The organism is Martelella sp. HB161492, assembly GCF_013184775.1.
Classification (GTDB): domain Bacteria; phylum Pseudomonadota; class Alphaproteobacteria; order Rhizobiales; family Rhizobiaceae; genus Martelella.
Genome location: NZ_JAATVV010000003.1, coordinates 41936 through 64330, shown reverse-complemented (window position 1 = coordinate 64330; position 22395 = coordinate 41936). Strand labels below are relative to the sequence as shown.

At 59.9% G+C, this 22395-nt stretch carries 17 protein-coding genes; 8 read left to right on the top strand and 9 right to left on the bottom strand.

Annotated elements, in window-relative coordinates:
* The first annotated feature begins 1 nt into the window (after position 1).
* Positions 2–946 carry an acetamidase/formamidase family protein gene (locus HCK86_RS06005; protein ID WP_176083568.1) on the top strand — a complete coding sequence of 315 codons (945 nt, stop codon included), beginning with the start codon at positions 2–4 and terminating at the stop codon, positions 944–946.
* Positions 947–1200: 254 nt separating this feature from the next.
* Here HCK86_RS06005 and HCK86_RS06000 read toward each other — a convergent pair whose 3' ends face one another.
* Genes HCK86_RS06000 through HCK86_RS05990 form a run of 3 tightly spaced genes read right to left on the bottom strand, consistent with a single transcriptional unit; the run spans position 1201 to position 6008 of the window.
* The gene (locus HCK86_RS06000) at positions 1201–2394 is read right to left on the bottom strand and encodes an osmoprotectant NAGGN system M42 family peptidase (protein ID WP_176083567.1); all 1194 of its coding nucleotides are present in this window, start codon (positions 2392–2394) and stop codon (positions 1201–1203) included.
* Between the two features lie 3 nt (positions 2395–2397).
* Complete coding sequence (gene ngg / locus HCK86_RS05995; RefSeq protein WP_176083566.1) at positions 2398–4221, bottom strand: N-acetylglutaminylglutamine synthetase; 1824 nt, start codon at positions 4219–4221, stop codon at positions 2398–2400.
* Positions 4222–4232: 11 nt separating this feature from the next.
* Entirely contained in the window at positions 4233–6008 is a 1776-nt protein-coding gene (locus tag HCK86_RS05990) for an N-acetylglutaminylglutamine amidotransferase (protein ID WP_176083565.1), read from the bottom strand.
* 124 nt (positions 6009–6132) lie between these two features.
* Between HCK86_RS05990 and HCK86_RS05985 the strand changes: the two genes are divergently transcribed.
* Positions 6133–6639 carry a MarR family transcriptional regulator gene (locus tag HCK86_RS05985; RefSeq protein WP_176083564.1) on the top strand — a complete coding sequence of 169 codons (507 nt, stop codon included), beginning with the start codon at positions 6133–6135 and terminating at the stop codon, positions 6637–6639.
* An 89-nt stretch (positions 6640–6728) separates the two neighbouring features.
* Here HCK86_RS05985 and HCK86_RS05980 read toward each other — a convergent pair whose 3' ends face one another.
* Positions 6729–6992, bottom strand: coding sequence for a hypothetical protein (locus HCK86_RS05980; protein WP_176083563.1), 264 nt, complete (start codon positions 6990–6992; stop codon positions 6729–6731).
* A 138-nt stretch (positions 6993–7130) separates the two neighbouring features.
* On the opposite strand from HCK86_RS05980, the gene HCK86_RS05975 reads away from it, so the two are divergent.
* From HCK86_RS05975 to HCK86_RS05965, 3 genes are all read left to right on the top strand, one after another.
* Complete coding sequence (locus tag HCK86_RS05975) at positions 7131–8669, top strand: alkaline phosphatase family protein (protein ID WP_176083850.1); 1539 nt, start codon at positions 7131–7133, stop codon at positions 8667–8669.
* A gap of 49 nt (positions 8670–8718) precedes the next feature.
* Positions 8719–9306: an exopolysaccharide biosynthesis protein gene (locus tag HCK86_RS05970; protein ID WP_176083562.1), complete on the top strand. Its 588-nt coding sequence runs from the start codon at positions 8719–8721 to the stop codon at positions 9304–9306.
* 104 nt (positions 9307–9410) lie between these two features.
* Complete coding sequence (locus HCK86_RS05965; protein ID WP_176083561.1) at positions 9411–10163, top strand: SDR family oxidoreductase; 753 nt, start codon at positions 9411–9413, stop codon at positions 10161–10163.
* Between the two features lie 48 nt (positions 10164–10211).
* Here the strand turns inward: HCK86_RS05965 and HCK86_RS05960 are convergent, their stop codons facing one another.
* Entirely contained in the window at positions 10212–11087 is an 876-nt protein-coding gene (locus tag HCK86_RS05960) for an SDR family NAD(P)-dependent oxidoreductase (protein WP_176083560.1), read from the bottom strand.
* Between the two features lie 200 nt (positions 11088–11287).
* Here HCK86_RS05960 and HCK86_RS05955 point away from each other — a divergent pair, with 200 nt between their 5' ends.
* Positions 11288–12511, top strand: a complete 1224-nt coding sequence (locus HCK86_RS05955) for an argininosuccinate synthase (RefSeq protein WP_176083559.1) — start codon at positions 11288–11290, stop codon at positions 12509–12511.
* Between the two features lie 289 nt (positions 12512–12800).
* Here the strand turns inward: HCK86_RS05955 and HCK86_RS05950 are convergent, their stop codons facing one another.
* Entirely contained in the window at positions 12801–14111 is a 1311-nt protein-coding gene (locus tag HCK86_RS05950) for a multidrug effflux MFS transporter (RefSeq protein WP_246739477.1), read from the bottom strand.
* A gap of 68 nt (positions 14112–14179) precedes the next feature.
* Complete coding sequence (locus HCK86_RS05945) at positions 14180–14620, bottom strand: MarR family winged helix-turn-helix transcriptional regulator (RefSeq protein ID WP_176083558.1); 441 nt, start codon at positions 14618–14620, stop codon at positions 14180–14182.
* A 154-nt stretch (positions 14621–14774) separates the two neighbouring features.
* On the opposite strand from HCK86_RS05945, the gene HCK86_RS05940 reads away from it, so the two are divergent.
* Positions 14775–16838, top strand: a complete 2064-nt coding sequence (locus HCK86_RS05940) for a M3 family metallopeptidase (protein ID WP_176083557.1) — start codon at positions 14775–14777, stop codon at positions 16836–16838.
* An 8-nt stretch (positions 16839–16846) separates the two neighbouring features.
* On the opposite strand, the gene HCK86_RS05935 is transcribed toward HCK86_RS05940, so the two are convergent.
* Positions 16847–17914 carry a hypothetical protein gene (locus HCK86_RS05935; protein ID WP_176083556.1) on the bottom strand — a complete coding sequence of 356 codons (1068 nt, stop codon included), beginning with the start codon at positions 17912–17914 and terminating at the stop codon, positions 16847–16849.
* A gap of 358 nt (positions 17915–18272) precedes the next feature.
* Between HCK86_RS05935 and HCK86_RS05930 the strand changes: the two genes are divergently transcribed.
* Positions 18273–20078 carry an ABC transporter ATP-binding protein gene (locus tag HCK86_RS05930; protein ID WP_348641043.1) on the top strand — a complete coding sequence of 602 codons (1806 nt, stop codon included), beginning with the start codon at positions 18273–18275 and terminating at the stop codon, positions 20076–20078.
* A 124-nt stretch (positions 20079–20202) separates the two neighbouring features.
* On the opposite strand, the gene HCK86_RS05925 is transcribed toward HCK86_RS05930, so the two are convergent.
* Positions 20203–21987, bottom strand: a complete 1785-nt coding sequence (locus HCK86_RS05925) for a DUF4422 domain-containing protein (protein WP_176083554.1) — start codon at positions 21985–21987, stop codon at positions 20203–20205.
* Positions 21988–22395: the final 408 nt, after the last annotated feature.

The following is a 22395-nucleotide window of genomic DNA, read 5'->3' as shown; positions in this document are numbered from 1 at the left end:
CATGGCGAAGCTTAAGGGCCACACCATCCACAGCAAACACTGCCATTGCGGCTGGAACAACGCATTGGACCCGGCCTTTCATGTCACGTCCGGCGAAACCATGACCTTTTGCTGCCGCGATGCCGGCAACGGTCATTTCCACGCCGGAAGCACCGATGCCGATGTGCTGAGCGAAAACCCGGACGAGGCCAATCCGCTGACCGGCCCGGTCTTTGTCGAGGGTGCGGCGCCGGGTGATGCGCTCAAGGTCACGATCAACGCGTTCTCCCCCTCCGGCTTTGGCTGGACGGCGATCATTCCGGGCTTCGGCCTGCTTTCCGATCAGTTTGCGGCACCAAGACTGAAGCTTTGGAACTATGAACGCGATGCGGCGACACCGGCTGTCTTCTCCGATATCGCCCGGGTGCCGCTGCGCCCCTTTATCGGCACGATCGGGGTGGCACCGGCCGCGCCCGGCCTCCATTCGGTGATCCCGCCGCGGCGCGTCGGCGGCAATCTCGACATCAAGGATATCGCTGCCGGAACGACGCTCTACCTGCCGGTCGAGGTGGACGGCGCACTGCTTTCGCTTGGCGACACCCATGCCGCCCAGGGCGATGGCGAGGTCTGCGGAACGGCGATTGAAAGCGCCATGGATGTTTCGATCACGGTCGAACTCATCAAGAACGCAGCCCCCCGGACACCCTATTTCGTCACCCCCGGTCCGGTCTCCCGCCATCTTGACGGCAAGGGCTATGCGGTGACGACGGGCATCGGCCCGGATCTGATGCAGGCCGCGCGCGATGCAGTCTCGGCGATGATCGATCACCTGGCAGCCGAGCACGGCATGAGCCCGGAGGACGCCTATATGCTCGCATCGGTCTGCGGCGACCTGCATATTTCCGAGATCGTCGATGCGCCGAACTGGGTCGTGTCCTTCTATTTCCCGCAGATCGTCTTCGAATAGGCAAAGCGCCGCAATCCGGCGCGCAGACGACAGACAAAGTTCGCCACATCTCGTTGACGTCATGCCTGTGCTTGTCACAGGCATCCAGCCGACGCGCGTCCACGCGGCGAAAGACTCAGCTTATTCAAAGCCTTATCAATCTGGATCCCCGTGACAAGCACGGGGATGACGACGGAGGGGGCATTCCACCTCAAACATGCAATCTGAATGGCTTTGTCTGCCGTCTGCGCGCCGGCTTGCGGCGCGTTCTGACGTCAGGCATGGCCTGCGTGATGCGGTGCATCCGGCGCATCAAGACGCTCATCCTCGACATCGCGGGACAGATCCTGGTTGGCCGCACCGATCGGCTGGCGGGTAAAGCCGGTGACGGGGCCCTTGTTGAGGAAATCGCGTTTGATCTCGACCTCGGAGGTCAGATAGACGGTGATCAGCTCTGCCAGAGAGCGCAGCGCATGCATGTGAATGCGCTCATAGCCGTGGGACGCATCAACGCCGAAGGTGATCAGTGCTGTGCGCACATCCGCGCCGGCTTCCACCGCACTGGCGCTGTCCGAGCGGTAATAGCGAAACACATCCTTCTGGTAGCGGATGTCATGTCCCTTGCAGAGATCGACGAGCTTCTTTGTCAGATGAAAATCAAACGGCCCGGTCTGGTCCGCCATGGCAATGGTGACGCCGAATTCGGAGGAATTCTGGCCCGGCGCCGTGGTGCCGTTGTCGACAGAAACCAGCGAGGCCACATCATCGGCAACGATGGAAGAGGCGCCGACGCCGACCTCCTCGGCAATGGTGAACAGCCAGTGGCTATCGACGGGCGTTTCGACACCGTCATCCTGCATCGCCTTCAGCGCGGCAAGCATCAATGCCACGCCAGCCTTGTTATCGAGATGGCGGGAGACGATGAAGCCGTTATCAAGGAATTCCGGCTGCGGATCGATCGCAACAATATCGCCGATCTCGATGCCCAGCCGGTCGAAATCATCCATGTCGCGGGTGAGCGCATCCACCCTGAGCTCGACATAATCCCAGCCGATCGGCAGCGTGTCGACCTCGTCATTATAGGTATGTCCCGAAGCCTTGAGCGGCAGGATCGTGCCGCGATAGCTGCCTTTTTCGGTAAAGATGGTCGCCCGCGCGCCCTCGGCAAACCGCGCCGACCATGTGCCGATCGGCACCAGCGAAAGCCGGCCATTGTCCTTCAGATATTTGACCTGAGCACCCAGCGTATCGACATGGGAGACGATGGCGCGGGCACCCCGCGGCTCGACGCCGCGCCTGACGGCGCGGATGGCGCCGCGCCGTGTCAGTTCAACCGACAGTCCGAGTTTTTCGAGTTCACCCGAGACGAAACGCACGACGGGATCGGTATAGCCGGTAGGAGAAGGGATCGAAAGCAGCGCCTTCAGCATATCGGCCAGATAATCGGCATCGATGGTCAGTCTCGGCATGTCTCACTCTTGTTTCTGGATCTCGCGATGAGAGGCCCGGGCAGCCGCCGGCATGGACAGCGGAAACAGAAGATCGACGAAGCGTTCCGCCGTCGGCTGCGGCTCATGATTGGCAAGGCCCGGCCGTTCATTGGCTTCAATGAAAGCATAGTCGGCACTTTGCGGTGATTTGACCATGAGATCAATGCCGACAACGGGAATATCGATCGCACGGGCCGCTTTGACCGCTGCATCCACAAGACGTGGGTGCACGATGTCCGTCACATCATGGATGGTGCCGCCGGTATGCAGATTGGCCGTCCGCCGGACGCGGATTTCTTTCCCCTCCTGCGGCACATCGGCAAAAGTATATCCGGCCGCGCGCACCGTGCGCTCCGTCTCGGCATCGAGCGGAATATTCGATTCACCACCTGTCGCCGCCGCCCGTCTGGTACTTTGCGCAGCAATTAGCTGCTCGACGGTGGAGCGGCCATCGCCGATCACATGGGCCGGACGGCGGATTGCTGCCGCCACAAGACGGAAATTGATGACAATCAGCCGCAGATCCTCCCCCTCGACCATCTCCTCGATCAGCACGGTGTCGCAATAGGCCTTGGCCTTCTCAACGGCAGCGCCAACCTCTTCGAGCGTCGTCACGCCAACGGAAATCCCGCGCCCCTGCTCGCCGCGCGCCGGCTTGACCACCAGAGCGCCGGCATCCTCCAGAAAGCCCGAAATCGCCTCGGTACCGGCATCGGCCGTCATCTGGCGCGGCACGGCAACGCCAGCCTGTTCGACAAAACGGCGGGTCACTGACTTGTCGTCGCAGATCGACATGGCCGTTGCCGAGGTCAGCTCCGACAGGCTTTCACGGCAGTGAACACTGCGCCCGCCCTGCGACAGGCGGAAAAAGCCACCGGCAGCATCGGTGATCTCGACGGAAATGCCGCGGCGGCGCGCCTCGGTCACAATCAGCTGCGCATAGGGGTTCAGGGCCTCATAATCTTCAGCCTCGGGCCCGGTGAACAGCTTCTCGTTGATCTGGTTCTTGCGCTTGATGGTGAAGAACGGCACCCGGCGAAAGCCGAGCTTCTCGTAAAGCCCGATCGCCGGGTCATTGTCATGCAGCACCGAAAGATCGAGATAGGCAGCGCCGCGCGCGATGAAGTGCTCGGCCAGCCGGCGCACCAGCGCCTCGCCGATACCCCGGTGGCGCGCCTGCGGATCTGATGCCAGACACCAGAGCGAGGCGCCTTTTTCCGGATCGTTGAACACGCGGACATGATCGATACCGGTGACGGTGCCTAAAACCTCGCCCGTGTGCTCGTCTTCGGCGACGAAATAAACCAGCGAACGTGCATCACGCTGGCGCCAGAAGAAGTCCGGGCGAACCTGCACCATACCGCGTGCGGCATAGATGCGGTTGATCGCCTGCGCATCGATTTCCGACGTCAGGCGGCGGATAAAAAAGCCCTGCGTCGGTTTCGATGCGGCCCGATAGGTCGAAAGATCAAGCCTGTAGGTGTGCGAGGGATCGAGAAAGATTTCCTGCGGCGCCGTTGCCAGCACCACATGGGGATCGCGGACATAGATGGCGATATCGCGCCGGTCCGACCCTTCGGCACGCAGGGTCTCGATCAGAAGCCGGGTATCGGAAAAGGTCTGGCCGAACACCACCCGGCCCCAGCCGCAGTCAATCGACCGGTCCGGCTGCATCGCGCCTTCGTCCGGGCCGATCGGCGGCTTCATCCCCTGCGTTCTGAGGCGCTTCAGGCGGTGCGAATAGGCATCGCTGCCGCGATGCTCCCGGCCTTCGCCTGCATCCTTGCCGCGCTTGTCACTGACCATTCCGGCCTCCCTCAGATGTCGTGAGACTGCAACCACATTTCCAGCAACGCCACCTGCCAGAGTTCGGAGCCCCTGAGCGGCGTGATATGGCCGATCGGATCCAGGAACAGATCGTCGAGATAGGCCTTGTTGAACAGGCCGCGCTCGGAGGAGACCTGGCTCGTCAGTGCATCGCGCACCATGTCAAGATATTCGCCGGAGATATATTTCAGCTGCGGAACCGGGAAATAGCCCTTCTTCCGGTCGATCACCTCATGCGGCACGACAAGACGGGCGGCATCCTTCAGCACACCCTTGCCACCATCATTGAGCTTGAATTCGGCCGGAATGGTTGCTGCCAGTTCGGCCAGTTCATGATCGAGGAAGGGCACACGCGCTTCGAGCCCCCAGGCCATGGTCATGTTGTCGACCCGCTTGACCGGATCGTCGACCAGCATCACCTGGCTGTCGAGCCTGAGCGCCCGGTCAACCGGCCCGTCCGCACCATCGGCCATCAGATGGGCTGCAACGAATTCGCGGCTGACATCGGTCTCGGCGAGCCAGTCGGGCGACAGATGCCGCGCAAGCTTGGCGCGATCACGGTCAAAGAAGCCCTTTGCATAGTCGCCGACGACATCACCGGAATTTTCAAGCGGCGGATACCAGTGATAGCCGGCAAAGATTTCGTCAGCGCCCTGGCCGGACTGAACCACCTTGATATGTTTCGACACTTCGCGCGACAGCAGGAAGAAGCCGATATTGTCATAGGACACCATCGGCTCCGACATGGCATGGATCGTATCCGGCAAAGCGCTCATCAGATCGGAAGACGGCACGAAGATCTTGTGGTGATCGGTATCGAAATGCTTGGCGATCAGGTCGGAATAGGTGAATTCATCGCCTTTTTCGCCATTGGCCTCTTCAAAGCCGATCGAGAAGGTCATCAGATCCTTCTGGCCTTCCTCGGCCAGAAGCCCCGTGATGATCGATGAATCGACCCCGCCCGACAGCAGCACGCCGACCGGCACATCGGCCACCATGCGGCGCTTGACGGCAAGACGAAGCGCTTCAAGCACCCGGTCACGCCATTCTTCCCGCGACAGCGAGGCCGTCGCCGGATCACGCTGATGCGGCGGGTTCCAGTAACGCTCGTCTTCGTAAGAACCATCGGCGGCAAAGACCCGCGTCGTTGCCGGCGGCAGCTTTTTCACGCCCTTCAGGATCGTATGCGGCGGCGGCACGACCGCATGAAACGACATGTAATGATGCAGCGCGACCGGATCGATATTCCTGTCGATGCCGCCGCCGGCCAGAAGGGCAGGAAGCGTCGAGGCAAAGCGCACGCGCTTGCCCTCGGCTGCATAATAGAGCGGTTTGATGCCGAAACGGTCGCGCGCCATGATGACCTTGCCGCTATCACGCTCGGCAATGACGAAGGCGAACATGCCATGGAAGCGAGACACGCAGTCGCGGCCCCAGGCGTGATAGGCCTTCATGATGACTTCGGTGTCGCCGGTGGAGAAGAAGCGGTAGCCCTTGGCCTCCAGCTCAGCCCGCAGCGCCGGATAGTTGTAGATGCAGCCATTGAAGACGACCGTCAGCCCCAGCTCGGGGTCAACCATGGGCTGGGCCGCCTTTTCAGAGAGATCGATGATCTTCAGCCGCCGGTGTCCGAAGGCATAGCGCCCCTGGGCGACCACGCCGCTTCCATCCGGACCGCGCGGTGCAAGGGCTGCGGTGATCCGCGCCACCGCTTCCGCATCGGCAAGGCTTCCATCAAATCTCAGTTCTCCGGCAATTCCACACATGATCGGTTCGTCGTCTCCATTGTTGTTACGCAATCAGAACGGGCGAGCGCCCGAAAGGTTTCGCGAAATTCATTACATCAAAAATCATTTGAGTTCAAATGATCTCTACTGTAATAATATCGTCATGACTGAAACGCCCCTGACCGAAGACACTCAAAGAGCCTCTGAAAGCGCCCGCTCGGTGATGAAATCGCTGCGACGCATCGCCCATGCCATGGACACGCGCTCCAAGCGCATCTCCCGCGAAACCGGCCTGACGATCCCGCAGATTGCCGTGCTGGAGGCGGTACGGGATCAGGGCGCACTGACCACGATGGCGATCTCGCGCCATGCGGATCTGAGCCCGGCCACCACGGTGACGATCCTTGACAAGCTGGAGGCCAAGGGGCTGATCGAGCGGCACCGCTCGCGCGAGGATCGCCGCATCGTCCGCGCTGTCCTGACCGCGGCGGGCCGTGAAACGCTGACAACCGCACCCAATCTTTTCGGGGCGCAGTTTGCGACGGACTTCACCCGTTTTTCGTCTGAAGAGCGTGCCGAGATCGCCGCCGCCTTCCGCAAGGTCGCCGATCTTTTCGACCAGCCAAACATCACGCCGCCCCAGACCGCCGACCTTCCGGCCGGCGGCTGATCAGCCATTGCCCGGCTGGCTCGGCTTGATTGTTCTTAGTTGCTTGCACGATGAACGAGCCAGGGCGACAACAGGTTCCCGACCTTTTGCTATTCTTGCGTCCGACACCGCGCTTCGGCCGAGCGAATGATATCCTTCAGCGCGGCGGCAACGCGGGCCTCGTGGGCGAAGGCGCCATCGGGAGACAGACCCGGATCCTCATCCTGTTCGCGCACCGTCAAAAGCCCGCCAATCGCGCGACCGAAAGCGGCACTGAGCGTCTTGTCCTCAAGCATTGCGGCCAGCATGGCCACCACTGTCTCGTGCTGGGCGGCGACCCGGGCCTCCAGCTGTTCGAAGCGTTCATCATTCATCGCGTGATCTCCCGTTGCTCATAAAATCAAGCTGGCCATTCCGGACGTTTTTTCAATCCCGGCATCGCATTCGTCATTGAAAGATTTGCCATCCGGGGGTGTTATGGACTTGTCCGATCTTCTTCTCCCCAAGGATGCCTGAACGTGAGCAAAGCGATTAAGCCGAACATTCTGCTGATCACGGCAGACCAGTGGCGCGGCGACTGCCTCGGTGCTGCCGGCCACCCGACAATCAGAACGCCCAATATCGATGCGCTGGCCAGTGAAGGCGTGACCTTCCTCAAACATTATGCCGGCACGGCGCCCTGTTCGCCAGCGCGCGCCACGCTCTATACCGGGCTCTACCAGATGAACCACCGCGTCTGCCGCAATGGCACACCGCTCGATGCCCGGTTCGACAATCTGGCGCAGATGGCCCGGCGCGCCGGCTATGATCCGACACTTTTCGGCTATACCGACACCTCGCCCGATCCCCGCGCCCTGTCCGAGCGCGACCAGCAGCTGACCAGCTATGAGGGCGTCCTGCCGGGCTTTACCGTGCGCCAGCTTTTGCCCGAGCATGAGAAGCCGTGGCTCTCATGGCTGCGCCTGCGCGGCCATGAGGAGGCCATCGACCGCTCCTATCACACGGCAACCGGAAAACATGGCGACGGCGTTTCCAATGCGCCGCCGCGCTACAGCAAGGACGAAACCCAGACCGCATTTCTGACCGACGAGTTCCTGCGCTGGCATTCCGAACAGGAGACAAGCTGGTTCGCCCATGTCTCCTTCCTGCGTCCGCATCCGCCCTATGTGGTGCCCGAGCCCTATAATGAGATGTTTGCGCCGGAGCAGAATATCGCCGCTGCCCGCGCCACAAGCCGCGAGGCAGAAGCAAATCTTCACCCCTTCGTCCGCTGGCTGGTCGAAGATCAGGGTTCAAAGAAGAAAAAGAGTTTCATTCCAGGCGCAAAGGGCAGGATCGAGGAATGGGATGGCGCCGCCTTCGACCAGATCCGCGCCCTCTATTATGGCATGATTGCCGAAGTCGATGCCCAGATCGGCCGCATGCTCGCCGCCATCCGCAAGGCCGGCCAGTGGAACAACACCATCATCATCGTCACCTCCGACCACGGCGAGCTGATGGGCGATCACTGGCTGCTCGGCAAGGGCGGTTTTTTTGACGGCAGCTACCATATTCCGCTGATCATCCGCGATCCGAAGAGCCCGAAGGCCTATGGCCGCAAGGTCAAGGCCTTCACCTCAGCCGCCGATATCTTTCCAACCCTGGCCCAGCGGCTGCAGGTGGAGCCCCGGACCCACCCCGACGGGGCTTCGCTGATGCCCTTCATCAAGGGCAAGACGGCACCCGGCTGGCGTGATGCGGCCTTTTTCGAATATGATTTTCGCGGCATTGCCAAGGAGAAGGCAGAAAGCCATTTCGACCTGCCCTATCAGCGCTGCAATCTCGCCGTGGTGCGTGATGACCGGTTCAAATATGTCCATTTCCCCGGCCTGCCGCCGCTGCTCTTCGACCTTGAAGCCGACCCGATGGAGCTCGACAACCTTGCCGACGATCCGGCCTTCCACGAGATCCGGCTCATCTATGCCGAAAAACTGCTTGATCTGAGAGCAAGCCATCTCGACCAGACACTCGCCTCCATGGAACTGACAAGCGACGGGATCGTTAAGGCCTGAGACAAACAGGCGGCCGCGACGCCGCCTGACCTCTCAGACAGGCTGAACGATGAGCAAAGTCCATGACCCGCAATCCCTGACCGGGATCGCCGAACGCGCCCTTGCCGAGATTGACGGCGAGACGGTGATGATTGGCGACTTCATCCGCATTTTCGGGCGCACCGCCTTCACGCCACTCATCCTTCTGGCGGCGATCGTGCTGATCACGCCGATCTCCGGCATTCCCGGCCTCTCAACGCTTTGCGGCGCGGTGATCGTGCTGGTCGCGGCACAAAGCCTGTTCGGTTTTGAACGGGTCTGGCTGCCCCGCTGGATCCGGCAGCGCCGACTGTCCACCCGGGGGCTGAGAAAAAGCCTGGAAATGACCCTGCCGTTCACGCGGTTCCTCGACCGGCACAGCCGCAGGCGCATGACATTTCTGTTTCGCCGGCCGTTCGTGTTCATTCCGCCGCTCGCCTGCATCCTGTTCGGCATGCTGATGCCGCTGATGGAACTGATCCCGTTCTCATCGACGTTTCTCGGCATATCCATCGCCCTGCTGGCTTTCTCGCTTCTGTCGCGCGACGGGCTTTTCACCCTGTTTGCATGCCTTCCCGTCTGCGCTGCCGTCTTTGCCGCACAAACGATTCTGTTCTGAGGCGCTGCATTGCAGCAAAACGCTTTTGCAGTGGGGCGCAATTTCCTCTAGACCGGGACAAAATCAAAATTCACGACTGAGAAAAATCTGAAAAGAGGTGGAATATGGCAAAGACGGTTCTGATCACGGGAGCGACGGCCGGGTTCGGACTGGCAGCGGCCAGAAAATTTGCTGAAGCCGGCTGGAAGGTCATCGGAACGGGGCGCCGCGCCGAGCGGCTGGACGCGCTGAAGGCGGAACTCGGCGCTGATTTCATCGGACTTGCCTTCGACATTTCCGATGAAAAGGCCATCACGGCGGCGCTGGCATCGCTGCCCGAAGAGTTCAGGGCCATCGATGTGCTGGTCAACAATGCAGGCCTTGCACTCGGCACCGCACCAGCGCCGAAAACCAGCCTTGAGGACTGGAACCGGATGATCGACACGAATATCCGCGGTCTCGTCACCATCACCCATCACATGCTGCCGGGCCTGATCGCCGAGAAGGGCGTCATTATCAACCTGTCCTCGATCGCCGCGAAATATCCCTATCCGGGCGGCAATGTCTATGGCGGCACCAAGGCCTTCGTGAAGCAGTTTTCGCTTGGTCTGCGTTCCGACCTGCACGGCACCGGCGTGCGAGTCACCTCGATCGAGCCCGGCATGGCCGAAAGCGAATTCACGCTGGTGCGCACCCATGGCAGCCAGGAAGCATCCGACAATCTCTATCGCGGTGCAAAACCGCTGACGCCGGAAGACATTGCCGATACGATTTTCTGGGTCGCCACCCAGCCGGCGCATGTCAACATCAACGCACTGGAACTGATGCCGGTCAGCCAGTCCTGGGCCCCCTTCCAGGTCCATCGCGAAGAAGGCTGAGCCTCCCGCCAGAACGATGGCGGCCCGAAGGCCGCCATTTGCATCCGCTCAGCTGTCGACGTCTTCCGGTTCGCCGACGAGAAACTTCTTGAACTTCTCGTAATAGGTCGGATGCCAGCGCGACAGCGGCGGCCGGTTCTCGACGATATCGCCAGCGGCCCAGAGAATGCGTTTTTCATCCGTGGCGCGATCAACCTCGCCATCGGGGCAGAGAATGTAGAAATCATCCGTGCCGAGCTTTTCCAGGAGGAAGGCGACCGTCTCTTCCGGGGTCCAGGCGCCCTCGGGCTTTTCGGTCCGGCTGCCTGCGGTCAGCGGCGTGAAGACGAAACCCGGAATGAAAAGCCGCGTATCGACCTTGCAGCCCTCGCGGTTGCGCAGATCGTAATGCAGTGCTTCGGTAAAGGCTTTCACGCCGGCCTTGGCAACATTATAGGCCGGATCACCCGGCGGCGTGGTAATCCCCTGTTTCGAACCGGTATTGATGATGACCGCATCCTCGCCGTGATCAATCATCTCGGGGCCGAAGATCCGCGTGCCATTGATCACGCCCATCAGATTGATATCGATGACGCGGTTCCAGGCCATCTGATTGCCGAAGATGGAACTGCCGGGCTGGATCGCAGCATTGTTCATCAGCACATGCACATTGCCGAAGGCCTGCGAGGCAGCGCGTTCCAGTTCCTCGAGCGCAGAAAGATCCGACACATCCGCCGCCTGGGCAAGCACGCCGCCGCCATTGGGCTCGGCAACGGCCAGAACCGTCTCGGCCGCGCGGGCAAGCTTTTCGCTTTTCAGATCGGCAATCACGACATTCATGCCGCCAGCGGCAAAGCGAAGGGCTGCAGCAAGGCCAATGCCTGACGCACCACCGGTTACGACTGCGGTATTGCCGGCCTTGATGGCCGGATGCGATTGCGCCATGTCTTCCTCCCGTTTCTATCCCTGTCGCTATAAATGTGACTGCGCCGTGCCGCGGTTGCAAGTCCCTTAAGCCGATAGGCGTAAGGAGAAGTGCCTCTCTCTCGTTGTTTTCCTTGCACGCGGCGACAAAGGCGCTAAAACGGCAACAAATGCTTGAAAACGGCTTCTCGAAGCCTTTGACCAGATGGACTGAAACACACATGGCCTCGCACAATAACATCAAGAAGGTCGTGCTCGCCTATTCGGGCGGTCTCGACACCTCGATCATCTTGAAATGGCTCCAGACCGAACTCGGCGCTGAAGTCGTTACCTTCACCGCCGATCTCGGCCAGGGTGAGGAGCTGGAACCCGCACGCAAGAAGGCAGAAAATGCCGGCGTGAAGGAAATCTATATCGAGGATGTGCGCGAAGAATTCGTCCGCGACTTCGTCTTCCCGATGTTCCGCGCCAATGCCGTCTATGAGGGCGTCTATCTGCTCGGCACCTCGATTGCCCGTCCGCTGATCTCCAAGAAGCTGATCGAGATCGCCCGCGAAACCGGCGCTGACGCGATTGCCCATGGCGCCACCGGCAAGGGCAATGACCAGGTTCGTTTCGAAATGTCGGCCTATGCGCTGAACCCCGATATCAAGATCATCGCCCCCTGGCGCGACTGGACCTTCAAGAGCCGCACAGAGCTTCTGGAATTTGCCGAAAAGCACCAGATCCAGATTGCCAAGAACAAGCGCGGCGAAGCGCCCTTCTCGGTTGACGCCAACCTGCTGCATTCCTCCTCGGAGGGCCGTGTGCTGGAAGATCCTGCGGTCGAAGCGCCGGAATATGTGCATATGCGCACCATCTCGCCGGAAGCCGCCCCCGATCAGCCGACCATCATCAAGATCGGCTTTGAAAAGGGCGACGCTGTTTCCATCAATGGCGAGAAGATGAGCCCGGCAACGCTTCTGGCCAAGCTCAACGATTATGGTCGCGACAACGGCATCGGCCGTCTCGACCTCGTCGAGAACCGTTTTGTCGGCATGAAGTCGCGCGGCGTTTATGAAACGCCCGGCGGCACCATCCTGCTTTCCGCCCACCGTGCGATCGAAAGCATCACGCTTGACCGGGGTGCAGCGCACCTGAAGGACGAGCTGATGCCGAAATATGCCGAGCTCATCTATTACGGCTTCTGGTTCTCGCCCGAGCGCGAAATGCTGCAGGCCCTGATCGACAAGAGCCAGGAACATGTTGAAGGCGAAGTCACGCTGAAGCTCTACAAGGGCAATGTCATCGTCATTGGCCGCGAGAGCGACAAGTCGCTCTATTCGGAAGCCCTTGTCACCTTCGAGGACGACCACGGCGCCTATGACCAGAAGGATGCCGCCGGCTTCATCAAGCTGAACGCCCTGCGCCTGCGCACCCTTGCCAAGCGCAATCAAAAGGGCTGATCACAGCCCGCATCCAAATCACGAAAGGCGGCCCGATGGCCGCCTCGGACTGCTGACAAAGTCGTTCAGCTTGCCTGTTCGGGGTGGAATGGCCGCCCCCTCCGTCGTCATCCCCGTGCTTGTCACGGGGATCCAGTTTCATAAGGCATTGAATAGAACATTCTCTCGGCGCGCAGACGCGCGTCGGCTGGATGCCTGTGACAAGCACAGGCATGACGTCAGCAAAAAAGGCGCGGTTTGTCAGCAGCCAGAGGCGGCCCGATGGCCGCCTTTTTTTTGCGTTTCGCGCTCATTCAGCCAGTTCGGACGTCGCTTTCAGCGGCAGGATCACCTCTGATGCCTCGGCACTCTGCAGCTCGGCCTCAAAGGCATCCGGCACATGGCGCTCGGCAAAAAGCAGCCAGAGATAGGAGAGAATGGCAAGCGCGCCCATCACCGGAACAACGATCTTCAGCGCCAGAACCGGTGAGCCGAGCGCTGCGGCAATCGCACCGGTCAAAAGGCCCGATCCCATCTGCATGAACCCCATCATCGCCGAGGCGGAACCTGCAATATCGGGAAAAGGCAGAAGCGCCGCATTGGTCATGTAGGGCAGCACGAAGGCAATGCCGAACGCGAAAAGCCCGACCGGCAGCATCACGGAGAGATAGGAGATCGGCAGCACTTCCGTCGAGATCGCCATCGCCGTTGCGCCGCAGCCGATAAAGAAAAGACCGGCTGTGACGAGGCTTTTGGACGCAAACCAGCGCAGCACGATGCGAAAGACGACCGAGCCGGAAAAATAGAGCCCGGTCTGCATCAGCATGCCGATCCCGTATTGGGTCGGCGTCAGCCCGGCCACCTTGATCAGCACGAAGGGCAGGATCGAAGACAGCGCGTAAAGCGTGCCGACGGAGGCGGCAATCACCATGGATGACGCGAGAAAGCGCTGATCGCCAAGGATCGAACGATAGGCACTAACCAGCGCTTTCGGCTCCGCCTTCTTCGGGTCTGGCACCGTCGTTTCCACCATCAGCAGCAACACCAGTGCCAGAAGCACGGCACCAAAGGCGACCATGGCGAAGAATATGGCGTACCAGCCGGACACAAGCAGGATCAACCCGCCGATCGTCGGCGCGATCGCCGGCCCGACCGCCAGCATGATGCCGATCATGTTCATGATCCGCGCCGCAGTCTCGCCAACGAACTGATCGCGCACGATCGCCCGGCCGACCGTCAGGCCAACAGAAGCGCCAATGCCCTGGATCAGACGGCCGATCAGAAGATATTCGACCGAGGGCGCCAGCGCACAGGCGAGCGCCCCGATCAGATAGATCGCCATGAAGATGATCACGGCCCGACGGCGGCCGAGTGCATCGGAAAGCGGCCCCGAAATCAGCATGGCGAAGGCAAAGCCGCCGAAAAACAGCGACAGCGACATCTTGATCGCTGCATCGGTGGTGCCGAAGGCCTCCGTCAGCGCCGGCATGGCTGGCGTGTAGAGCGCGAGCGAAACCGGGCCGAGCATGGTCAGAAGCGCGCCGATAAGGCTGGTCTGGGCCTCGCTCATCGGCGTTTTGGATACGGGCGCTTGCGCCGTTGCGCTGGAATTGGTCGACATATCAGGTCCCGGTTTCAGCTCCGCCGGGCTGGCGGAGCTTCTTTGGCATCCCGATGACGAACCGCTGCTCAGAGCGTCGCGAACTTGTTGCGCAATGCGACCAGTCCCGCCTTCAGCCCATTCCGCTCCTCCGGTGAGAAGTCTTCCAGCAACTGCTCAAACAATGTGTCGGAAACCGAGCGTATCGCAGCAAGCACTGCATCCGCCTCGTCCGTCGTACTGATCACCTTGGCACGCCGATCCGACGGATCGGCGGTACGGCTGATAAGCCCCGCCACCTCGAGACGATCGAGATAGCGGCAGAGCGTCATCGGCTCGATGCCGAGATGCTCCGCAATCACATTTTGACGCGCCCCCGACATGACCGAGACCCTGACCAGGGTGCGTGCCTCACCGGGCGTGAGATCAAGCCCTGCCTCGGCGATGGCCCGTTCAAAGGCATGCCGGAAAAGCCGGGCAACATCCGCGAGAAGAAAACCGAGCCGGTTGGGGTCGGAAGATGCCGCCATATTCTGTCCATCATCAAAGATAAGCTTCACTTATTGTTTTTTGCCGCAGGTGGCAACCTGCCTTGCACAGAAGGCAGACATGCGGCAAACACAGTGCTGGCAGCATGTTTTTTCGTAATTTCGCCTGCAAAAGCATAAAAACAGGAAATAGACCATGTCGGATCAAGCAAAACCCAACGCCGCCGTCTTCGAATGGGACGGATTTCAGGGCCTGCCGCGCTTTCAGGCCATCGATGACGGCGACTACGGACCGGCCTTTGCAGCCGCCATGGAGGCACATGATCTCGAAATTGCCGCAATCGCTGAAAACGGCGAAGCGCCGAGCTTTGACAATACGATCGTGGCATTGGAAATTTCCGGCGACCAGCTGTCGCGCGTTTCTGCGCTGTTCTTCAACCGTGCCAGCGCCGATACAAACCCGGCAATCCAGGCACTTGAGCGCGAGATCGCGCCAAAATTATCCGATCACTATTCGAAAATCGGTGCCAACAAGGCCCTGTTCCAGCGTGTCGATACGCTGTGGCAGGCCCGGGAAGCTCTGGGCCTGACCCGGGAGGCCTTGCGTGTACTCGAGCGTCACTGGAAGGGCTTCATCCGCTCCGGCGCCAGACTTGGGCCGGACGAGCAGGCACGGCTGGCGGCAATCAACGGCCGTCTGGCCGAGCTTGGCGCTGCCTTCGGCCAGAATGTGCTTGCCGATGAAAGCAGCTGGGCGATGTTTCTGGACAAGGACGCAGACCTTGCCGGCCTGCCCGAGTTCCTGATCGATGCCATGGCGGGCGCCGCCGCCGAGCGCGGCCGCAAAGGCGCTTATGCCGTCACGCTTTCACGCTCGATCATCGAGCCGTTCCTCACCTTTTCTGCCCGCCGCGACCTGCGTGAAAAGGCCTTCGCCGCATGGATCTCCCGCGGTCTCTCTGACGGTGAGCATGACAACCGCCCCGTCATGCGCGAAACCCTGGCGCTGCGCGATGAGAAGGCGAAGCTGCTCGGCTACGACAATTTCGCCGCCTTCAAGCTCGACAACACCATGGCCAAGACGGCGGAAAATGTTGATGCCCTGCTCGCCGATGTCTGGTCAAAGGCCGTCGTCGCAGCCGCGCATGACGAGGACGCCTTGTCGGAACTGGTCAAGGAGGAAGGCGCCAACCACGCCATTGCCGCCTGGGACTGGCGCTATTATGCCGAAAAGCTGAAGGGCCGCCGCTTCTCATTCTCCGAAAGCGAGGTCAAGCCGTATCTGCAGCTGGAAAACATGATCGCCGCCTGTTTTGCAGTGGCCGAACGGCTGTTCGGCATCAAGGCGGTGCCCGTCGAAAACATACCCGGCTATCATCCCGATGTGCGCGTCTTTGAAATCCGCGAAGCCGACGGGACATTGAAAGCGCTGTTTCTCGGCGACTATTTCAACCGCCCGTCGAAGCGTTCCGGCGCCTGGATGAGCGCCTTCCAGAGCCAGCACCGTCTGACGCTGAAAAATGGCGCCAAGGGCGAGATCCCGATCATCTACAATGTCTGCAACTTCGCCAAGCCGGCCGAAGGCAAGCCCGCTCTGCTCTCGCTTGACGATGCGCACACGCTGTTTCATGAATTCGGCCACGCATTGCATGGCATGCTGTCGGATGTCACCTATCCCTCCGTTTCGGGGACCGGCGTGTCGCGCGATTTCGTCGAACTGCCATCTCAGCTCTACGAGCACTGGCTGACCGTGCCGGAGGTTCTGTCCGAATTCGCCGTTCACTACCAGACGGGCGAGACGATGCCGAAGCCGCTTCTGGACAAGATCCTCGCGGCCGCAACCTTCGGCCAGGCCTTCGCGACCGTGGAATTCACCGCCTCGGCGCTTGTGGACATGGCGCTGCACACGGCCGAAAATCCGCCGGAGGATCCGCTGGCGCTTCAGGCTGAAACCCTGGCGAAGATCGGCATGCCCGATGCCATCGTCATGCGCCATGCCGCACCGCATTTCCTGCATATCTTTGCCGGTGACGGCTATGCCGCCGGCTACTATTCCTACATGTGGTCGGAAGTGCTGGATGCCGATGCATTCGAGGCTTTCGAGGAAACCGGCGATGCCTTCAATGCGGCAATGGCAGAAAAGCTGAAGACCAACATCCTCGCCGTTGGCGGCGCAGTCGATGCCGAGGAGGCCTACACCGCCTTCCGCGGTCACATGCCGAGCCCCGATGCGATGCTGAAGGGCCGCGGGCTTCTCTGAAGCACCGGTCAGCCAATCTGCGCCGTCGCAGCGATGTGGCGGCGCAGACGTTTCGCCCGCTTGAGGGCTTCCCTGTTCCAGAAGAGCTGTCCCATATCCACAAGACGGCGGATCAGCCTCTGACGGAGGGAAAGATCAGGCCAGCGCGAGGCGTCGTGTGAGGCTTCAAAGCGCGCCCGAAGCGCCTCATCGGCTGCGGACAGAAGAACCCGAATCACGCCTTGTTGCTGATGCAGCCCTTCCGCCAAAAGCGAGAAGCCGGAAACCCTGGCAATCCCGTCACCATCCCTGACACCGGCGAAATAGAGTTTTCTCGAGCAGGCCAGCGCGACCAGATCGGCCAGACTGCCAAGGTTGCGATCAAAAATATTGCCGGAATTATGATAATGGAGCCCCATGCCGCCCGTATCAGGAACAGCCGCGAGCGTCATCACTGCCGCACATTTGGCCAGCAGACCGGGCGCCTCCAGCTGCACCCGGTGACTGTCCGTACATAACAGCACACGCCGTCCGGCCAGCGCCGGCGCAATCTTCTTCAGGAAATCCCGATAATCCGTTTTCATATCGGTATGGCGCACATGTATGGCATCATAATCGCCGCCGAGCGGCAGGATCCGCTGCAGAATGCCGTTCGCCGTCTCGGCGGTAAAGCGCACATATCGCAGCAATTCAATCGACTCGAGGCCGCCACCGCATTGCTCATGAACCAGCAGGCGCTCGTCATAATCCCGCTCGGCATCAAATCCGAGACGGACATCGGTGCCGGCAAGCAGAAACGCCGAGCCCTTCTGCGTGAAAGGATAGTCTCTGATCCGGCCCTTGAGCTGCGAGGGCTGGACGGTTTCCAGACCGGCAAGACGGTCGGCCGTTTCCTCGGTCCAGTCATGCCAGCGGGCGGCGAATGTCGGAAGGGGGACGAAGTAGCGCTGAAAGTCGTCTTTCCAGCCGCCTCTGTTCATATCAATGACCAGTGAACGCGAAGAGCGGGCTGCATAATTCCGGCAAAACGCAATCTGGACCAGCATGTCATTCAGCCCGCCGTGGGGCCGGCAGAGCAGATAGTTCTCGATGTTCATATGGTTTCCTTGCGCTGGCGCCGCCCCAATCCTGCGTTTGTGATATCCGGCTATAAACAGATTAGAAACCCCACGCAACTCAGACTGAATTGCTGCATCCGCCTAACAAAGCAGTAGATTCATGGAACACACAACCATCATGTTAGTATCGCCGACAGCACACTTTTGCGACCACCGTGTCTTCTGCGCATCTTGCGTTTTTATGCTCCCGGAGATATGTGTCGGGGACTAGATAACAGGGCAAAAGCAGCGCAGTAGCGCTTGTCTCCTGAATTCGGCTGACGCCGAACACCCGCTCCGGGTCGCAATGTGGAAATGTTTTCCCGTGCCCGGTGCGAGAACAGGTAAAGGTTTTCGCGTGTTCAAATCGTTTCTGGATCGGCAGAGCAAAACGCTTCTGGTGCGCTTGCTTTCCGAGAATCTTCGCAAACAATATCCCTGGTACGCAATCGCCATCTGCGCGATGCTCGTGACTGCCGGTGTGACAGCGCTGAGCGCATGGATCATGAAGGATATTGTCAATGAAACGGTCGTTTCACAAGATCTCGAGCGCGTTCTCCTGCTTTCCGTCGGCGTGGCGGTAATCTTTATCGTCAAGGGCATCGCGACCTACATTCAGGCCGTTTTTCTCAGCAAGGCCGGCAACAACATCATCGCCGAGGTCCAGCGCAAGGTCTTCAACCTTGTCCTGCTGCAGGATATCCGCTTTTTCTCGAAATTCCCGTCATCCGAACTGGTCATGCGCATCACCAACAATGCGCAGGCGGCCCGATCCGTGATCGACCTGATGGTCACCTCTTTCGTTCGTGACCTTTTCACCCTGATCGGCCTTGTCATCGTGATGATCGTCCAGCAGCCGATGCTGTTCCTGGTTGCTGTGATCGTTGGCCCGATTTCCTTCTACGGCGTCCGCGTTCTGACCAAAAAAGTCCGCGAGATCATGCAGCAGGAACTCGCCTCGCTGGCTGCAATCATTCAGAATGTGCAGGATACCGCCACCGGCATTCGCGTGATCAAGACCTTCAATCTTGAGGGCTACATGTCCGGCCGCATGGATAAGGTCGTGCGTCAGGTGGAAACCCGCTCGAACCAGATTGCAAGACTGAGTGCGGCGACAAGCCCGATCATGGAAACCCTTTCCGGTCTTGCCATTGCCGGCGTCATCGCGCTGAGCGGCTTCTGGGTCGTGGGCCAGGGCAACACCCCCGGCGAAATGATGTCCTTCATTACCGCCTTGCTGCTGGCCTATGAGCCTGCCAAGCGCCTGGCACGCATGCGCGTCAATCTCGAGGCTGGCATGGTCGGCGTCCGCATGCTTTACGAGATCAACGACCATCCGGTCGGCATGAAGGAAAAGCCTGATGCGATCGCCCTGCCGAGCGGCAAGGGAAATATCGTTTTCGAAGACGTCAACTTTGCCTATGACGCTGAAAACCCGCTCTTCAGCGGCCTCAACATCAGCCTGCCAGCCGGCAAGATGACCGCGCTCGTCGGTCGCTCAGGTGGCGGCAAGTCGACGATCGTCAGCCTGGTGATGCGCCTGTTCGATGTCGATGGCGGCGCCGTCAAGATTGACGGCATCGACCTTCGCGATATCACCTATCAAAGCCTGCATAGCCGCATGGCCTATGTCGGACAGGACACCTTCCTGTTCAAGGATCTGACCATCCGTGACAATATCCGCCTCGGCCGTGAAGGCGCGAGTGATGAAGAGGTTATTGAGGCTGCCAAGGCCGCCAATGCCCACGAGTTCATCACCCACATGCCGCAGGGCTATGACACGCCTGTTGCCGACAACGGCTCGAACTTCTCCGGAGGTCAGCGGCAGCGTCTGGCGATTGCCCGCGCCATCCTTCGCCAGGCCGAAATCCTCATCCTTGATGAAGCCACCAGTGCGCTTGATTCCCACTCCGAGGCCCTCATTCAGGAAGCGATTGAGCGCCTGACGCGCGGGCGCACGGCGATCGTCATTGCCCATCGGCTTTCAACGGTGGCAGCTGCCGACAATATCGTCGTGGTCGAAAACGGAACGATCGTCGAGCAGGGCCCGCCTGATGAGCTGCTTTCGCGACAGGGCGCCTATCGAAAGCTTTACGAAATGCAGCTTCTGCCGCGCATCAGCCGGGAAGACACGCATCATGAAGAAGAACGGGCCAGGGCCTGAGGGGCCGGCGGCGTTGCACGAACGTCATATGACTGAGCACCATCGCGAAGCGCCGGCCTGCATTGCAGACCGGCGCTTTTCCGTATGAGTATCATGAATAATGGCGACTGGCGCTCGTAAGGCCTCAGCCCCCTGAAGACAGCTTCTGCCCGAGACGGCGCTTGCGCGCCCGATGCTTAATGCGAATATAACGGAACAGCCGGCGCATGCGCTGCTCCCACCAGCTTTCCGCCCAGGCCGTCTGGTTGCGATAGTCCCAGTAAAGCTCGCTCAACGGATGCACGCATTTGCGCTTCCATGGCTTGACGGTACCCGAGAAATGCACGATCGACGGTTCAGAAGCCGCCAGCCTCGCCTCGGCCTCATCATATGAGGGCTCCTGGACATTCTCTTCATAGAGCTTTGTCGTCGCATTCCAGCGCAGATGAAGCATCTTGACGTTGCCGCAGTACAGCAGATTGAAGATGTCATCGACATGGGAAACCATATAGCTTCCCTTGTCCCGAACGATCTCCAGAAGCGCCAGGTCAAAATCCATCCTGCGCATCGCCGCCAGGTCGACGACCAGAACACCGGAGGCGAAATAGCGCGTGCCATAGGGCATGCGCAGACGTCTGCCATGAAGCAGCCCGGCACTTTGGGGCGCTGCAGCGATGCCACAGCCTTCCAGATCGGTATCCCACAACTGTTCGATCGGGGCGACCGCTACGACATCGGCATCAAGGTAGATGACCTTGTCCATCGTCTCGGGCAGGAGCCGGTGCAGGGCAAGACGGAAGTTGACCACCGCACTGCCGCATCGCCGGCTTTGCGGCAGCCAGCGCAGATCGCGTCCGTCGAAAGCGATGAACTGCAGCCGGGCCGCATAAGTCTCGGCAAGTGCCGCCAACCGGTCACGATCGGCCTGACCGACAGTACCGTCATGAATGATGAAGATCGAAAGCCGGGCCGGATCGTCAGCGGTCTGCAGGCAGGACAGGATCGCTGTCGCCACATGGGCCACATATTTGCCGTCGATGGTGAAGACCACATTGACGTCTTCGCCATTGCCCGAGGCCGACATGCCGGCCTGCTGCGGGCTGCGAGCACGGGCAAGCGCCTTCACCGGCTTGAACTCGGACACGGGGCGCGTTCCCCAGGCCAGAGGCAGTTCCTTCACCTTGGCGTCGTGAACCGCTTCGGCATAAAGCACATAGGCATTGGTCAGATACTCGGCCAGGAAGCCCCAGATCCGCCCCTGATAGGCATCGTAGTCACACAGATCCCGGCGCTTCTCCGCTGCCTCGATGACCGCCGTCAGCCAGTCGGTATATTCAAAGAACAATGCCTTGCGCATAACGGTAATGTTGTTGAAGAACACGCGCCGGCCTGTCAGAACCTTCACCAGATAGGGATAGATGTGCGGCGATTGCTCGCGCACGATCTCCTCGATGAGCGCCATGTCCGCTGCTTGATGCTGGTGGGCATAGAATTCGAGCGGCGTCAGCTCCAGCTCCGGCATGCCAAAAAGCAGGACCGGGCGCTTTTGCGGGATCAGAATATCGGCTTCGGCACAGGCTTTCTCAATCAGCGCATCTTGCCAGCCGAATCGCTCATACTCGCTTTCGCCGACCGAGCAGAAGGACAGCGACCGCGGCGGCGTGGAAGAAAAACACAAGAGCCGCCGGTAATGCATCATGCCGTAATATTCGGCATCCACATTATGGCGCATCCAGTATATTGCCGTGAGTTCATTCCACGCAACATTTTTCGCAGAAATATTGCGACCGCTGTCATCAGCGATAAATCCATCAAGTCTTTTCCGGCCAGAGACCGCTGCACCTGCTTGAATCGGGTTCAGGTATGATGTGCGGACAACCTCTGACTGCCTGAAATATACAACCGATATGAATATATTCTTTGAGATCATCCACGCAATTCCACACAAATCTTTGATAGACCTGCCTTGTGCCCGAGGTTTATTTCATCTCAGGAAATCTAGGCTTTTCTTTGAGAGAAAAAAGTTTCACCCAAGAAAACGCGAACGCGATTTAGGCGCTCGTATAAAGAGTTTTCCCCTGACAGTCCAATCAAAAACAATCTTAATGGACCCAACCGGGCATGAGTGCAACAGTCGCCGAAAATGTAAGACAAAGCAATACTGTGCGCCGGCACGAGGATGGTCTTGTGAATACACGGGATAATGCGCTGCCTGAAACCGCCGGCGCAAAGCTGATATGCGCATGAGCAGCCAGGGCAGGAGTTGCAGAGTGTCGGACCCGCGGCAAGGGCAGACCGTTCCAGGCGGGATCCGGCGCCCGTCAAGCGGCATTACGTG

Excerpts from the sequence above, each read along its gene's own strand:
- HCK86_RS05985 (WP_176083564.1), top strand. The coding sequence starts at position 6,133 with ATGACTGAAACGCCCCTGACCGAAGACACTCAAAGAGCCTCTGAAAGC.
- HCK86_RS05960 (WP_176083560.1), bottom strand. The coding sequence starts at position 11,087 with ATGGCGCAATCGCATCCGGCCATCAAGGCCGGCAATACCGCAGTCGTA.
- ngg (WP_176083566.1), bottom strand. The coding sequence starts at position 4,221 with ATGGTCAGTGACAAGCGCGGCAAGGATGCAGGCGAAGGCCGGGAGCAT.
- HCK86_RS05940 (WP_176083557.1), top strand. The coding sequence starts at position 14,775 with ATGTCGGATCAAGCAAAACCCAACGCCGCCGTCTTCGAATGGGACGGA.
- HCK86_RS05990 (WP_176083565.1), bottom strand. The coding sequence starts at position 6,008 with ATGTGTGGAATTGCCGGAGAACTGAGATTTGATGGAAGCCTTGCCGAT.
- HCK86_RS05925 (WP_176083554.1), bottom strand. The coding sequence starts at position 21,987 with ATGATCTCAAAGAATATATTCATATCGGTTGTATATTTCAGGCAGTCA.
- HCK86_RS05945 (WP_176083558.1), bottom strand. The coding sequence starts at position 14,620 with ATGGCGGCATCTTCCGACCCCAACCGGCTCGGTTTTCTTCTCGCGGAT.
- HCK86_RS05935 (WP_176083556.1), bottom strand. The coding sequence starts at position 17,914 with ATGAACATCGAGAACTATCTGCTCTGCCGGCCCCACGGCGGGCTGAAT.
- HCK86_RS05980 (WP_176083563.1), bottom strand. The coding sequence starts at position 6,992 with ATGAATGATGAACGCTTCGAACAGCTGGAGGCCCGGGTCGCCGCCCAG.
- HCK86_RS05965 (WP_176083561.1), top strand. The coding sequence starts at position 9,411 with ATGGCAAAGACGGTTCTGATCACGGGAGCGACGGCCGGGTTCGGACTG.
- HCK86_RS06000 (WP_176083567.1), bottom strand. The coding sequence starts at position 2,394 with ATGCCGAGACTGACCATCGATGCCGATTATCTGGCCGATATGCTGAAG.
- HCK86_RS05955 (WP_176083559.1), top strand. The coding sequence starts at position 11,288 with ATGGCCTCGCACAATAACATCAAGAAGGTCGTGCTCGCCTATTCGGGC.
- HCK86_RS06005 (WP_176083568.1), top strand. The coding sequence starts at position 2 with ATGGCGAAGCTTAAGGGCCACACCATCCACAGCAAACACTGCCATTGC.
- HCK86_RS05950 (WP_246739477.1), bottom strand. The coding sequence starts at position 14,111 with ATGTCGACCAATTCCAGCGCAACGGCGCAAGCGCCCGTATCCAAAACG.
- HCK86_RS05970 (WP_176083562.1), top strand. The coding sequence starts at position 8,719 with ATGAGCAAAGTCCATGACCCGCAATCCCTGACCGGGATCGCCGAACGC.